This is a genomic window from Aerococcus viridans (assembly GCF_002871935.1).
In the GTDB taxonomy this organism is placed as follows: domain Bacteria; phylum Bacillota; class Bacilli; order Lactobacillales; family Aerococcaceae; genus Aerococcus; species Aerococcus viridans_B.
In genome coordinates, this window is record NZ_PNHQ01000003.1 from 77,564 (window position 1) to 92,476 (window position 14,913).

Genomic DNA, 14,913 nt, shown 5'->3' on the forward strand with positions numbered 1-14,913 from the left:
CTATCTTTCTGTCAATTTTACAGATTTTTCCAAATCAAAGAGTTGATAACTTGCATTGAAGTGTTTGCTCATATTTTTATCATAATATAAATTTCCAAATATTTTTTTTGTTATCTTAAAATTTATTGTTAATTTTATTAACGGGTTGAATAACTTAGTTAAATATGTATCCTTTGAAATAACTTTCACCAAATTACTCGTTACCACGTACTCTTTATTTTGTGGGAAGAAGAAGCCATTAGATTGATTTTTGATAATCAAACTAATTAATTCCGTTAAATTATTTATAAAAATCATACTTCTAATATTTTTGTATTTAGGAAATATAGGAGTAACTTTTGCTAATTTAGCCAATAATGGATAATTGCCTTTAGATTTGGGGCCATACACCATTGGTGGACGAATAATAGCGACTTTAAATGTCGATGAATCAAGTTTTTCCAAATAATGATCTGCTTGCAATTTGCTATCACCATAAAAATTATCTGGATTAGGTTTAGTTTCATTTGTAATTTTACTCACATTTGAACCATAAACAATCATAGAACTTAAATTTACAAATTGCTTTACGCCATCATTTTCTGCTTTTTCAGCTACTTTAATAGTTAGATCACGATTAACCGAATAATAAAGATTTTCCATATCTTTTCTTGAAGAATTATGAGCGATTCCTGCTACATGCAAAATGCTATCAAAAGATTTCCAACTCTGATTTTTCCAGTTATCATCTTTTAAAGATACTTTAGATACTTTAATCTCTGGATGATTCAGCTTTACCCATTGTTCAAAGGAATTCCCTATATATGAATTTTCTCCTGTCACTAATACACTTTTCATGCTTTTCTCCTCGGTTCTTCCTCCACAATTTCTTTTCTAGCTTCTTCGATGACACCAGTACCACCTTCAACTACACCATCTGATTTAAGCACACTAAAAATAGTTCCAATGAAGCATTTAATATCAAATATAAGATTCATTTTTTCTACATAATCTCCATCAAGTTTTGCTTTTACAGGTATTTCTAATTCGTCTCGCCCATTGATTTGTGCCCATCCCGTTAATCCAGGACGAATATCATTTGCTTTATATTTGTCTCGTTCTTCTATTAGGTCATATTGATTCCATAAAGCAGGTCTTGGACCAATGATGGCCATTTCCCCTTTTACAATGTTAATTAACTGTGGTAATTCATCTAAACTAGTTTTTCTTAAAAATCTTCCTGAACTAGTAATAAATGCTTCCGGGTCATTTAATAGATGAGTAGGCATATCCGCTGGCGTATCAGTTCTCATCGATCTAAACTTGTAGATTCCAAATAATTCTTTATTTTTACCTACTCTTTTTTGTCGGAAAAAGACTGGACCTTTAGAATTTATTTTTATCCATATTGCAATCAATAAGAAAAGAGGGCTCAATAATATTAAAGCTATTAAGGCTATTAAAAAATCTAGTGGTCTTTTTAAATATTTATACATAAATTTCCTCTAATCTATTCTATTTAAATACTTCTTGAACCGCATTGTAACTTTCTACGGTTCCGATATCATATCGCTTACCTTCAAATACGAAAGCTTTAACTTGATTATGTTGAATCAAATACGGAATAAAGTTTCCAGGTGCATCCGGATTATTACCTTCATTCAAATACTCTTGAATTAAAGGTAACGTGCTTTCTTTTAGTACGTAAAACGTAGGTACACAGTGATGATAGGTAGGGTTTTCAGGTTTCTCAATAAAATCTATTACTGTTTTATTTTCATCGAAAGCAGCTGTTCCATTACGTTTCAATTGGTCTAAGTTTGGTTCATAATACATAGCTAGAGCTTCTGAATCATAATCTTTCGCAAAATCAACAAATTCAGCTAATGAAAATTCAAATAAATTATCTCCTGCAAGTATCAATAAATCATCTTGAATACCTAACTGATCAATTACAAACTGAATGTCCCCAATTGCCCCTAAACGGGTTTCATTGGTTAAAGTCCCATCATTCACTACGGTAAATTTCATATCATAGTTTGCTTGGTCAACCCATTCTTCAAACTGGTGAGCAAATTTATCATTGGTGACAATAATAATTTCATCTACTTCAGGAACTTGTATGATTTTCTCTACGATATGGTCAGTAATGGTCTTGCCCGCTACTTCTAATAATGGCTTTGCTTTATTCTTAGTTAGTGGATATAAACGCGTTGCATAGCCCGCACCCAATAAAATTGCCTTCATTAAATCAGTTCCTCCACATTTACAAATCTTGCCCCATCTTCAGTTACACAGAAATTCACTTCGTATTTATCTTTAATTTCTGGGTATTTTACCGGATATATTGCATCAATCTGCGCTTTGATACTTTCTTTATACGCTGGGTCAATAAACCCAATAACTGCCCCACGGAATCCAGCCCCACTAGGACGCGCACCGTAGACACCTTCTGCTCCATACAGAATATCAAATATTTGCTTCATTTCAGGAATACCAGTTTCTTGCTGGTAGAATGATGAATAACCTGATTCAAACATCAATTGACCGAATTCCTCAATATCACCTTTTGCCCAGGCTTCTGCACCCTTGAGTACCCGTGCTTGTTCTGTATAGAAATGGGCTGCCCGTTTACGGAAACGTTCTGGTAATTGGTCTTTATACTCTTCATAAACCTCAATTGGTACATCTCGTAATTTAACGTCTTCTAATGTAGGTAATGGTAAACCTGCTAATTCAAGTAACAACCACCCTGCTACGCGCGATTCATCTACTCGATTGTTAAAGTCTGTCCCAATAAGCGATTTAGAAATGCCAGAATAGACAACGATAACTTCAAAGTCTTTAAAATTTTCGCCTTTATTAATCATTTCATATTCGTTGGTTGAACAGTCCATGACCATTAATTGGTTGTCCATACTTAAAACATTTGCAGACTGGTCTAAAATCCCATTTTTAAGTCCGATAAATTCGGTTTCCACCCAGTGACTGTACATAATAATATCCATTTTAGATACTTGGATATCATTTACATCACACAAAGCCATTAAATAAGCGGTTGTTACAGCCGCAGATGATGAAAGCCCTCCAATTGGCAACTTACCAGACACAACCGCATTTAATCCTACTTTTAAAACATAGTCTTGTTGTAAGGCTTTTACAGCACCTCGAATATAGGTCCCCCAGAAACCTGGAATATATTCTAATTCATGTCCATAAGAAAAAATTTCCTTATCAGGGAAATCCAGACTTTGAATTTGAACATAGTTATCTTCACGTGGTGCATACACCATATCCACGCTCGCATCCAGAGTCATCCCTGTTACTCTTCCACCTTGGTAATCAGAGTGGGCGCCGATTGGACATATTCTTAACGGTGATTTTACCGCTCTTAAGTCATTTGAAGTGCCATATTCAGCAATAAATGTTTCCATCAAGTTAGGCATATATTTACGATCTCCAATCCATTTTGCATAATTCTTTATTATTATAGCAAAGAAATATTACGATTTAGATATAATTTTCAATTTTCCCTTCTTATTCATCGATTTGTCCAAAGTCAAACAATGTTCATTCAACCTCATTAAAAACAATCTTCGTTTAATCATAGCCTCGTGACCACTTCAATTCAACCTTTATGCGTCATTTTTTTCTTATCTGATTTTCAATATCATTAGTGGCTAACTGGCATGAAAATTGTTATATATATGCATATGCTATCTATACAGCATGGATAAAAGTCATAGAAAGAACTTCAGAATCATGGCGTCAAGCGTTCTGAAGTTTTTGGGTGTTATTTTATTTCAAAGTCTCTCAATTGCTGAAACAAATTTGTATTCTTGTCTCGATTTTTGGTTTCTTCAATTGAAAGTATTACACGGTGACTTGGAATCATCAAGGCTATTGGGTTACTTTCAATTGCGCCAATTACTGCTTTTTTTGATCCTTGTCCTTTAGTTTGTCTAGCTGCAATGCTATCAGTTAATTGGTCTAGTGTCATAACTTGTCCATAGGCAATCTTTTGTAGTTCAGTCCACACATCTTGTTGGAAAGCTGTACCTTGTGGCATTAATTGAAAATCGATTGTTTCAAGTGGTTGCTTAGCAAAGTAGACATCTAACCACTCTACTGCTTTATCGATGATCACTGATTGTTGATTAATCGCTTTATCAAGGTCAAATAGACCACCAAAATGCTTTTGGTCTTCAAACCATGCCCCTAATAAGCCATGGTCGTTTGCTAGTAAGGTAATGGTGCCTAATTCAGATGAATAAGGATATTTATATAACATAAGAAAGCTCCTTTAATATGATGGTTTAAATTGTAACAGATTCCTAGTTGTTAGCGAGTAAAGTCTCACTGGTATATATATCTGGTTGATAGGTTGTATCGTTTAACAGTCAATATCAATCAATTTCAATGAAATTCATTCATTACCTCTCTTTTCATAAGTACAAATATTGTTTAACTTTGTTCGTTTTTCTTGTTCTATTCACTTGCTTTTTATCAATATTGGAAACTTCATTGCAAGTTAATAGCCTTTAATATCTATACATCTTATAATATAAAGGTGATATACTTGCAGAAAGGAGTCTTCTAATTCTAAATTAGAAGTGATATATATGCGAAATCTATTGACAAATAAACAAAAACGAGAAATCGATGTGTTAGAATTTTTGACACATATTGGTACAGCTCAACAAGTGAAGGATATTGCAGCCTACGCGAATATTAATCATCGTATGGTAATGGAAACAATTCGTGAAATTAATGAAAAGTATGACTTCATAGATATTTTTAAAACTGATGACTTATACAGTATTCAATATAAACATAATACATCTATTGATAAAGTTTACCGTAAGTTTTATAACTCGAACATCTATTTCACCATTATTCAATATATCTTCTTTCATGATAAGGTTTCTTTGGCTGAACTTTCAAATATCCTTTTCGTCTCTGAATCAACAACCTACCGAGCAGTATTAAAGATGAATGAAGTACTCACTAAAAACTATGGTTTTTCCATTGACTCTGACCCTTATCAATTCACAGGGGATGAATTAAATATACGCTTATTTATGCAACGTTTTTTTATAGAGTCTTCGGATATCTTACATTGGCCATTTCCAGACCATGACCAGCATTTTTATCAAAATTTACTTTTATATATGGTTTCTTTTACACCATACAAATTAGATACCTATAGTATACGTTCATTTTCTATCAGTGTAGTTGTGAATGAGATCCGCTACAATTATGGTCATAAACACCAGCTCCCCCTTACACGGCTACATAACAATCTGTCAGAAGTGAGTGATGTCTACGGTTTTAATTTAGATGAATTAAATAAAAAATTTGATTTAAACCTTGACCAGGAATATATTGAACAAATTTTAGGCTTGTTTATCGAACAAGATTTTAAATATGATTATGCAGAAATTAAAGCACTTAGGAGTTCTGATGCACATATAGCAGATATTTTAGATTCGCTTGAAGAAATACTTGATCAATTAATTCACCAATTTAAGGTACCCCTGCCAAATCGAGAAGCATTGATACTAGAACTATATAATATTGTTTTAATCGAAGGGCAAGCACGCTCAAAACCATTTATTTTACGTGACCTTTTCTTGGAACACAACCAAATGATCCGCAACTTTCATCCTAGTTTCTATGATGCAGTGTTTGAAGGTATGGATAAGTATTGTCAACTCATTCTTGGTGAGCATTATGATCCCCATATCCTTTATGCTACTATTTACTCTGTATTTAATTATTGGGAAGATTTATTTATGAATCTATCCAATAACATGCCAGCCGTAAATATTCTAGTATTGTCTGAAATCACTTGGGAAGGTTCTAAGCAAGCAGAAAGTAATATTAAAGGTATTTTTGGACCAAAAGTAAATGTTGAAACTTGGAACCATTTTGATATATCCATTCCACTACTGTCCGAAAGTCCTTATGATATTATTTGTAGTTTTTTCTCTATTCCAGCTATTCCCGGAAAGGAAATATATACCATCACAAGTGAATCATATCAGCATAACTTCCAGCCTTTAGAAAACATTGTAAACAGGATACGTTATCAAAAATTTAAGCAAGAAATGGCATCAGACAAATAAGAAAGCAAAAAGCGTTGATTGAATTGTATCTCAATCAACGCTTTCGCTTTTACTTATTTAAAGATTTTAATACGCTTTGTGCCCGTTGACGTGTTTTACGGTTTGGACTTTTCATCCGGCGTCGTGCACTTGCTGCATCCATTTTTTCTGCCATGATACTTCCTCCTTGACTTTTTAATAGTAAGTGGTTAAAATCGTAATGATTACGATTTATATTTCAGGATTTTATATTAACGATTTTCACAGCATTTGTCAACACTTGGTACAGAAAGGATTTATTCATGGCTAAGAAATCAAAGATAGCGAAAGCACAAAAACAACTAGCAACCGTAGAAAAATATAGAGAAAAACGCGAAGCATTAAAAGCAGCCGGTGACTATGAAGGTTTAAGTAAGTTACCACGTAATGCCTCACCTACTCGTATCCACAACCGGGACAGAATTGATGGTCGTCCACATGGTTATATGCGTAAATTCGGCATGAGTCGTATTCGATTTAGAGAATTAGCCCACCAAGGCAAAATCCCTGGTGTAAAAAAAGCCTCATTCTAATATTTTATTCCTTTATAGTTATCGCTCCAAAATGTGAAATGAATAAAAGCACAGAATCTAGTGAAATGTTTTCCGCTAGCTTCTGTGCTTATTTGTGTTTTGATATAAAAGGCTTATTCTACTGACGCTAAGAAGTGGTAAACTGGTTGACCACCGTCTACGATCTCAACTTCAATATCTTCGTTAGCTGCTTCGACTGCTTCAGCGACTAATGCTGCTGTTGCTTGGTCGGTTTCTTCACCAAAGATTAAAGTCACTAATTCCTTGTCTTCATCCACCATTTGATTAATCATATTAATGGTTTCTTTGACTAAGTCAGCGTCTTCAGAGACGATTTTACCGTCTATGATACCCATATAGTGATCTTTATGGATTTCTAAGCCGTCAACTGTTGTATCACGAACCGCTACTGTGACTTGACCACTCGTAACGTTTGCTAATTCTGCAACCATGGCCGCCTTGTTGTCTTCTAATGTCCCATCTGGGTTGTAACCTAACATGGCTGTTAAACCTTGAGAGATATATTTAGTTTCAACTACCGCAGCTGGTGTTTCTGATACTTCAACAGCTTGGTTAGCAGCCATAATGATATTCTTATTATTTGGTAAGATAATCACGTTATCTGCATTCGCTTCGTCGATAGCATCTAAGATATCATTGGTTGATGGGTTCATCGTTTGACCACCTGAGATGATACATTTAACGCCCATATCTTTAAATAGGTTTTCAATACCTTCACCGGCAGCAACAGCGATAATCGCTAAATTTGTGCGCTCAACTGCTGGTGCTGACGCTGTTTGGTTTGAGCCTTTGCCTTCTAGGATGTCGTCATGTTGTAGACGCATGTTATCTACTTTAATTTTCACTAATGAACCAAATTTTTGGCCATAGTTCATGACTACACCTGGTGTTTCTGTATGCACATGCACTTTGACGATCTCGTCATCAGCTACAACCAATAATGAATCCCCTATACCATCCAAGTAGTCACGGAAGGTATCATAATCAAACGTTTCAGTAACTGTTTCGCCTTCACCGATTTTAACCATAATTTCAGTACAGTAGCCATATTGAATATCTTCTGATGTTACTGAATGTGATGTATTAAAGAAGTTTTCTTGGTGAGCCAATTCGGTTACATTCGCTTTGTTTGGATCAGCTGATTTAACTGGGAAAGATTCACCAGTTAATGACTCTAAGAAGCCATGGTAGATATAAACTAACCCTTGACCACCTGAATCGACAACACCGACTTCTTTTAACACTGGCAGTAAGTTAGGTGTGTTTTCTAGTGATGTTTCCGCTTCTTTTAATACTGCAGTCATCACTTCGATGATGTCATCTGTTTCTTCAGCTTTTTGCATACCCGCTGCTGCTGAATCACGTGCTACAGTTAAGATAGTACCTTCTACGGGTTTCATCACAGCTTTTACCGCTGTATCAATACCACGTTGGAAAGCATTCGCTAAATCTTTTGCTTCAATGGTCGTTTTACCTTCGATCGCCTTACCAAAGCCTCGGAATAGTTGAGATAAGATAACGCCTGAGTTACCGCGTGCGCCCATCAATAAGCCCTTAGCTAAGTCTTCTCCAACCTCACCAACGGTATCGGAATGTTGTTTAATCACTCGTTCAATACCTGAAGTATATGTTAAATTCATATTTGTTCCGGTATCACCATCTGGCACCGGGAACACATTTAATGAATTCACATATTCAGCATTCTCTGAAAGTCGGTTACCCCCAACTTCCAGCATAGATATGAATGCTTCAACGTCTAATACTGTTCTTTTCACCTAAAAATCCTCCTTGATTACCGCAACTAGTCTTCAATCACACGGACGCCTTGTACGTACACGTTCACTACATTTGCAGCAATACCTAATTGACGACCTAATTCGTATTTCACAGAACTTTGTACATTGCGACAAATTTCAGAAATTTTCGTTCCGTAGTTGACGATAATATATACATCCACTACTACTAAATCGTTGTTATCTACTGAAACAAGTACCCCTTTGGTATAGTTTTCTTGTTTAAGAATCTCTTGGATACCATCACGGATTTGATGCTTGCTTGCCATACCAACGACACCGTAGTTTTGGGTTGTAGCCATACCTACGACTGTTGCGATAGATTCATTTGTAATATCAATTTCACCGAAGTCTGTTTGCATTTTTAATGCCATAAAAAATAGCCTCCTTTTGAAGGGTTGTCTAGCTATATTTATCTAGAACTTTATCGTTCTAAACAAATATCATTTCATTTATAACACTCATTTTACCACATACCAAGCTATTATACCTAAATATTTGACAAGTCGCAAACCCATATATAGGCACAAAAAAAGCCGTATCTTCCACTTTGGAAAATTACGACCTTATTTGATTATCATCATAAGTGAATTAAGCACGGTTTACTAAACCAGCTTTGATTGCGTGTGCAGAAACCCATACACGCTTTTTGTTACCATTTTCGTCGATGATACGAACTTTTTGTAAGTTTGCTTTAAATTTACGTTTTGTAGCATTCAATGCGTGTGAGCGGTTGTTACCTGTAGTCGCTTTACGTCCTGTGTAATAACATTCTTTAGCCATTGTCATAATCCTCCTCTACAAATTTCATACCATAATATATTACTATATTTAATGTCATAAATCAAACCTATTTATGATAAAAATAATGCTTGTACTTAATCTCTGGCTTGAATAGCGAGGATAAGCCCCTCACTAAAGGCAATGGTCATGGTATTTTGGCCTGGTAAAAACTCATTTGAAATCAAAGCCAAAGGTACGGGCATTTGATACTGATCTAAGGGATAGACAACATTTTCTAAACATAAATTCTTTACTGGCGTCATCGCAACAAAAGATAAATATTTCATGTCTTTTAAACGATCAATTTGATATTGTCCTGGTCTTAAAAATGATACAGCATTATTTTCTTCAACCAAGTGAATACGATCAATAATGGATGCAAAGCGGTCTTGATAAATAAGCCATAAATTAGATAATAAATGGTCTACTCTCCCCCCTAGCATGCCAAAGAGATGGTATTCAGCCTGTGGATATAAGTCAGCAACTGTGCCCAAAGCATGTTCAGTGTCCGTTTCATCTTTCATTGGCGGCAACTTTTCAATTCTTTTGGCCTTATCTTCAACTTGTTTGAGGACGCTTTCTTCAATTGAATCAAAATCGCCTACTGCTAAGTCAATGGGGAGATTAAGGTCTAATAGTTGTTTAGCCCCTAAATCGACCCCAACAAAGACTGTTTCTGTATCGTTAAGGGCTGCTTTTCTTTCTGCTATATAGGTTTTAAAATACGTTGGGTCAAAAGGACCAGACCCGATAAGATAAACTTGCATGGGCTCACTTCTTTCTAGTGCGGGCTTAATTAGATAAAAGCTAAATACACCTATTTCAACGCCATTCTTAAAGCATCAATGGGTACTTTAACATCATCTTGATTGAAGATGTATGAACCAGCCACAAAGGCATCTACCCCTTTTTCGGCACAGATTTTAGCTGTCTCATCGTTAATGCCACCGTCCACTTCGATTAAGAATTTGGCATCATGGTCTGCTCTGAATGCATTTAATTCAACCATCTTATCAACAGTGGACGCGATAAATGATTGGCCACCAAATCCAGGATTGACAGTCATCACTAAAACCATGTCAACATCTTTTAGAATGGGTACAATTGCCGATACTGGTGTGGCAGGATTAATGGCAACACCGGCCTTCATACCATGTTTGTGAATGGTTTGGATTAAGCCATGTAAGTGGTTAGTGGCTTCATAATGAACCGTAAAGTAATCTGCCCCCGCATTAGCAAATGCTTCAACATATGCTTCAGGATGAGCGACCATTAAATGGCAATCTAAGGTCATTTTTGTATTTGGTCGTAAGGCTTCAACGACACCAGCACCAAAAGTTAAATTGGGTACAAAATGGCCGTCCATTACATCAATATGGACCCAGTCAGCGCCAGCTTTTTCGATTCGATTTACTTCATCAATAAATTTACCAAAATCAGCAGATAAAATAGATGGTGCAATATACATGTACATTCCTACTTTCTAATATTTGGGTTTGGCATTGTCAATTTCTTGGAAGATTTGTAGATAAGAGTCATAGCGACTTTGTGCGATTTCACCAGCTTCTAAGGCGGCTTTCACTGCACATTTAGGTTCTTGAATATGGGTGCACCCCCGAAACTTACATTGGTCTTGAATGGCCCGCATTTCTGGGAAGTAGTTAGATAGTAGCACTTTATCTAATTGGTCGATATCGATACTAGAGAATCCTGGTGTATCCGCTACTTTCCCTTCAAATATATCATGTAATTCGGTATGGCGGGTAGTATGACGACCGCGACCAAGTGATGTGGAGATTTCCCCAGTTTCAATCGCTAAATCCGGTAATAAGCGGTTAAGTAGGGTCGATTTCCCAACCCCTGATTGTCCTACAACCACCATTGTCCGGTTGGCAACAATTTCTTTTAATTGATTCAGATTTTCGTCTAGGTCGGTTGATAAGATCACTTGGTAACCAATTTCACGGTATATCTGAATAAACTGGTTGATCCGCTCTTTATCCTCTTGACTAGCTTGGTCAGTTAAGTCCATTTTTGAGAAATAAAGAATCGGTTCAATGTTCTCTGACGCTAAATAAACTAAAAAACGGTCTAATAATTTTGGTTGTATCTGGGGTTCTGTAACAGATGCTACCAATAAGGCCACGTCCACATTAGCTACTGCTGGTCTTATCATTTGGCTATAGCGTGGTAAGATTTTCATCACATAGCCTTCATGGGGATTTTCTGCTTGGAATTCCACAAAATCACCTACCAATGGTGTGGTTTGGGTATTTCTAAATTGGCCACGTGCTCGTGTTGTATAAATTGCTTGGCTTTCTTTTTCTTCTACATAATAAAAACCAGATAGGGATTTAATAATTTGGCCGGTATAAGTTGGTGTATTGGATGGATTTTGTGTGGTTTGTTTCTTCATGCTTTGGAATAATACCTCCTTATTGGGTCAATTGTATATACCTTTAATCGCTATGAAATTTGTGTCTGGATACTTATGCCCTATTTTACCCCAAATTCCCTATAAAAAACACTCCAACACAATTTAAATCAGCAAATCTTAGTGATCTATAGTGAAATCAGCATCCAAACGCTTCTAGATTACTAAAATACTTTATCACTACATAATTCCAAAAAAGACGTAAACAATGATGTCTACGCCTTGCACTGATTGGTATTTGTCTTCCTAATCTTCTACATTTGAACTTTCACGTTGGCTAGATGATGAACTAGCACTTGATGATGAACTTGATGCTGAAGAACTTGAACTACTGTTAGATGATGAAGATGAACTCTCATCATCATCTTCATCATTATCATCATTGGATGATGAGCTTCGAGATGAAGACGAAGTTGAAGAGCTTGATGAGCTTGATGAACTTGATACTGGTTCTGGTCCATCAGACATCACAATATATAATTCATCTCCTGCTACAAATTCCGTACCTGGTGTAATGGATTGGGAGATCATCACACCATCCGGTACCCATCCTGAATATTGTGAATCAAATGAAACAATCAAACCATTTGATTCAGCATATTGTTGAATTGACGCTCTGTTCCAACCAGATAAATCAGCCATCGTAAAGGTTTCAACTCCAGCAGAAACCACAAAATTGATCGTTGTTTCACCAGGTATAACGGCTTCACCTTGTTCGATAGATTGACTCAAGATGTTGCCTGCTTCAACGGAATCAGAGTAGTCTTCTTCTTGGGTGACGGTAAAACCTAAAGCTGTTAATTCTTTTTCAATTTTCGTAAATGGTTGCCCAGTATAATCCTTTACTTCATAAGGCTCAGGACCTTTGGAAATATTGACGTCAACTGCCGTATCATGTTTTACTTCTGTATTTGCTGATGGACTTGAATTGATCACACGACCAACTTCAACTTCTTCATCATAAACTTCCGTGACATCTCCTAAAACTAAATCTAAACTTTCTAAAGTTAAAGATGCCTCTTGCTCTGTCATACCCGCTAAGTCAGGTACAGCAATATTACGACCGGCCATATAGTTAAAACCAAGGAAAGCAATTAAAATAAGTCCGACAATCACGCCAGCAATAATGGCAAGTGGTTTACGACTTTTCGGCTGTTTATGACTTGCTTTTCCAACTTTTTGATTCGATTGACTTGTTGGCTGGTTGCCATCGCCATTATCGCTACTATTCTCACTGGTGGTTGGAGATGGTTCTGAGTGTAAATCATCAACACTACCTGTATTTTCAGCAGCTTTTGCCGTTCCTTGACCCGCTAAGGCAGCGCCAGCTAAACCAGCGCTCGCAGCCAAGCCACCCTTATCAGAAATATCATATTCATCTGAATCATCTAAAACAGTATCTTCATCATTTTCATCTGTCGTACCCGGATCTGTATCGTCATCAACTGCTTTTTCACCAGCTGCCAGTAACTGTTCTTCATCGGACTCTGCTAGACGCATTTGATTTTCGATATCTTCCTTGGCCATGACAATCGTTTCATTGGCCATGTTAGCTGGGACGAATACGGGCTCATTCTTCCGGTTATCAGAAAAGACTGTTTCTAGGTCGTCGATCATTTCTTGTGCCGTTTGATAACGAGCAGATGGTTCTTTAGCTGTTGCTTTGGCCACTACATTCATTAGACTTTGCGGCACATCATCCCGGTAGGCTTCGATTGGTGGCAGTGGCTCTTGGAAATGTTTTAAGGCAATGGAGACAGCTGATTCACCGTCAAATGGCACACGACCTGTGAGCATTTCAAATAAAACCACACCTAATGCGTAAATATCTGAGAGACTGGTTGCCATTGAACCACGTGCTTGCTCTGGTGATAGGTAATGAACAGAACCAATAATCGAATTGGTTTGGGTAATACTGGTTTCAGAAGTCACCATAGCAATCCCAAAGTCCATAATTTTAATTGTACCATCATGGTTGACCATAATATTTTGTGGTTTTAAATCCCGATGGACAATACCGATATTATGGGCAGCTTGGACCCCTGATAAGATTTGAATCATCAAGTTTTGGATAATATCTACTGGAATGGGATGATTTTCACGGATATAAGCTTTTAAGTCCAAACCGTCCACATATTCCATGACGATAAACTTACCTTCTTCGTCTTCACCAACGTCAAATAAACTGACTACGTTTGGATGGTTTAATTCTGACACAGATAAGGCTTCACGCTCAAATCGTTTGGTGGCATCCATGGCATCTGTTTTCCCTACACGCAAGAACTTGATGGCTACATCACGCGCTAAAATAGGGTCGTAACCAAGGTATACATCCGCCATACCACCTGAACCAATATGGTTCACAATTTCATAGCGTTCATCAATGATTTGACCAGATTTCATTAGATTTCACCTCTTTCATTTTTAATGTCATGTGCGTATGTTTCTTCCTGTTTTAAATTTGCTTGTATTCTATGTGCGACAACCACCGAAACATTGTCTCGGCCTCCATGGTCGTTGGCAAGCGCAATTAATTGATCTGCTTTTGCTTCAATAGTAAGACTTGTATCACTCAAAATAGTCAAAGCCTCTTTTTCCTCAATCATATCGGTTAAGCCGTCTGAACATAATAATAATGTTTCACCTAATAAAAAGTCCACAACTTCAATATCTACTTCAACATCAGCAGCAATACCCACTGCCCGGGTCACGATATTCTTTTGCGGATGTACCTCTGCTTCTTCTTTCGTAATCATATCCATATCTAATAATTCTTGGACAAATGAATGGTCTTTAGTAATTTGTTTAAATGCATCCACTTGATGGATATAAATACGTGAATCCCCTACATGGGCTAAAACCACTTGTGCCAAATCTTCTAATGGCACAGCTGCAACGATTGTTGTCCCCATACCTGATAAATCATGGTATTGGTTGGCTTTGTCAAATATATGGGCATTGGCTGCCTTGATTTGGTCGGTTAACCAATCAGAAATGATATGGGCATCTGTCAAGTTTTCAGTGCTTTCCCAAGCATGTCCTACATGATAAATAGCCATTTCGGAAGCAACATCTCCTGCATTATGACCACCCATCCCATCACAAAGTAATAAGATAGCTACTTGGTCTTGATTGTAAAAAACGCCCACTTGGTCCTGATTTTGTTTTCGTTCAACACCGACATCAGTTTTGCTTGCGATTTCCATGTATGCTCACTTTCCTTC

The 14,913-nt window shown here is 36.7% G+C and carries 16 protein-coding genes; 2 read left to right on the forward strand and 14 right to left on the reverse strand.

Features of this window, described 5'->3' with window-relative positions:
- The 5 genes from CJ191_RS01970 to CJ191_RS01990 all read right to left on the reverse strand — a co-directional run bounded on the left by CJ191_RS01970 (window position 1) and on the right by CJ191_RS01990 (window position 4,270).
- A complete protein-coding gene (locus tag CJ191_RS01970) occupies window positions 1-837 on the reverse strand; it encodes an NAD-dependent epimerase/dehydratase family protein (RefSeq protein WP_102198826.1) in 837 nt (278 codons plus the stop codon).
- Window positions 834-1,475 carry a sugar transferase gene (locus CJ191_RS01975; protein WP_102198827.1) on the reverse strand — a complete coding sequence of 214 codons (642 nt, stop codon included), beginning with the start codon at window positions 1,473-1,475 and terminating at the stop codon, window positions 834-836. The genes CJ191_RS01970 and CJ191_RS01975 overlap by 4 nt, the downstream gene beginning before the upstream one ends.
- Before the next feature lie 19 nt (window positions 1,476-1,494).
- Window positions 1,495-2,226: a nucleotidyltransferase family protein gene (locus CJ191_RS01980; RefSeq protein WP_102198828.1), complete on the reverse strand. Its 732-nt coding sequence runs from the start codon at window positions 2,224-2,226 to the stop codon at window positions 1,495-1,497.
- On the reverse strand, window positions 2,226-3,425 hold the full coding sequence (locus CJ191_RS01985) for a GHMP family kinase ATP-binding protein (RefSeq protein WP_102198829.1): 1,200 nt from the start codon (window positions 3,423-3,425) through the stop codon (window positions 2,226-2,228). Before CJ191_RS01985 ends, CJ191_RS01980 begins: the two co-directional genes overlap by 1 nt.
- Window positions 3,426-3,772: 347 nt before the next feature.
- The gene (locus CJ191_RS01990; protein ID WP_070468389.1) at window positions 3,773-4,270 is read right to left on the reverse strand and encodes a methylated-DNA--[protein]-cysteine S-methyltransferase; all 498 of its coding nucleotides are present in this window, start codon (window positions 4,268-4,270) and stop codon (window positions 3,773-3,775) included.
- A gap of 331 nt (window positions 4,271-4,601) precedes the next feature.
- Here CJ191_RS01990 and CJ191_RS01995 point away from each other — a divergent pair, with 331 nt between their 5' ends.
- Window positions 4,602-6,107 carry a helix-turn-helix domain-containing protein gene (locus tag CJ191_RS01995; RefSeq protein ID WP_102198830.1) on the forward strand — a complete coding sequence of 502 codons (1,506 nt, stop codon included), beginning with the start codon at window positions 4,602-4,604 and terminating at the stop codon, window positions 6,105-6,107.
- 49 nt (window positions 6,108-6,156) lie between these two features.
- On the opposite strand, the gene CJ191_RS09115 is transcribed toward CJ191_RS01995, so the two are convergent.
- Window positions 6,157-6,261, reverse strand: coding sequence for a putative metal homeostasis protein (locus CJ191_RS09115; protein ID WP_168125804.1), 105 nt, complete (start codon window positions 6,259-6,261; stop codon window positions 6,157-6,159).
- Between the two features lie 127 nt (window positions 6,262-6,388).
- On the opposite strand from CJ191_RS09115, the gene rpsN reads away from it, so the two are divergent.
- The gene (gene rpsN / locus CJ191_RS02000) at window positions 6,389-6,658 is read left to right on the forward strand and encodes a 30S ribosomal protein S14 (RefSeq protein ID WP_070468385.1); all 270 of its coding nucleotides are present in this window, start codon (window positions 6,389-6,391) and stop codon (window positions 6,656-6,658) included.
- Between the two features lie 113 nt (window positions 6,659-6,771).
- On the opposite strand, the gene CJ191_RS02005 is transcribed toward rpsN, so the two are convergent.
- The 8 genes from CJ191_RS02005 to CJ191_RS02040 form a co-directional block, all read right to left on the reverse strand.
- Entirely contained in the window at window positions 6,772-8,454 is a 1,683-nt protein-coding gene (locus CJ191_RS02005) for a DAK2 domain-containing protein (RefSeq protein WP_102198831.1), read from the reverse strand.
- 26 nt (window positions 8,455-8,480) lie between these two features.
- A complete protein-coding gene (locus CJ191_RS02010; protein ID WP_003143306.1) occupies window positions 8,481-8,846 on the reverse strand; it encodes an Asp23/Gls24 family envelope stress response protein in 366 nt (121 codons plus the stop codon).
- Window positions 8,847-9,063: 217 nt separating this feature from the next.
- Window positions 9,064-9,255 carry a 50S ribosomal protein L28 gene (gene rpmB, locus CJ191_RS02015; RefSeq protein WP_070468381.1) on the reverse strand — a complete coding sequence of 64 codons (192 nt, stop codon included), beginning with the start codon at window positions 9,253-9,255 and terminating at the stop codon, window positions 9,064-9,066.
- Between the two features lie 95 nt (window positions 9,256-9,350).
- On the reverse strand, window positions 9,351-10,022 hold the full coding sequence (locus CJ191_RS02020) for a thiamine diphosphokinase (protein ID WP_102198832.1): 672 nt from the start codon (window positions 10,020-10,022) through the stop codon (window positions 9,351-9,353).
- Between the two features lie 50 nt (window positions 10,023-10,072).
- The gene (gene rpe, locus CJ191_RS02025; protein ID WP_070468377.1) at window positions 10,073-10,723 is read right to left on the reverse strand and encodes a ribulose-phosphate 3-epimerase; all 651 of its coding nucleotides are present in this window, start codon (window positions 10,721-10,723) and stop codon (window positions 10,073-10,075) included.
- Between the two features lie 15 nt (window positions 10,724-10,738).
- Window positions 10,739-11,671, reverse strand: a complete 933-nt coding sequence (gene rsgA, locus CJ191_RS02030; RefSeq protein WP_102198833.1) for a ribosome small subunit-dependent GTPase A — start codon at window positions 11,669-11,671, stop codon at window positions 10,739-10,741.
- Window positions 11,672-11,935: 264 nt separating this feature from the next.
- The gene (locus tag CJ191_RS02035; protein WP_102198834.1) at window positions 11,936-14,092 is read right to left on the reverse strand and encodes a protein kinase domain-containing protein; all 2,157 of its coding nucleotides are present in this window, start codon (window positions 14,090-14,092) and stop codon (window positions 11,936-11,938) included.
- Window positions 14,092-14,895 carry a Stp1/IreP family PP2C-type Ser/Thr phosphatase gene (locus tag CJ191_RS02040; RefSeq protein WP_102198835.1) on the reverse strand — a complete coding sequence of 268 codons (804 nt, stop codon included), beginning with the start codon at window positions 14,893-14,895 and terminating at the stop codon, window positions 14,092-14,094. The genes CJ191_RS02035 and CJ191_RS02040 overlap by 1 nt, the downstream gene beginning before the upstream one ends.
- Between the last annotated feature and the right edge of the window lie 18 nt (window positions 14,896-14,913).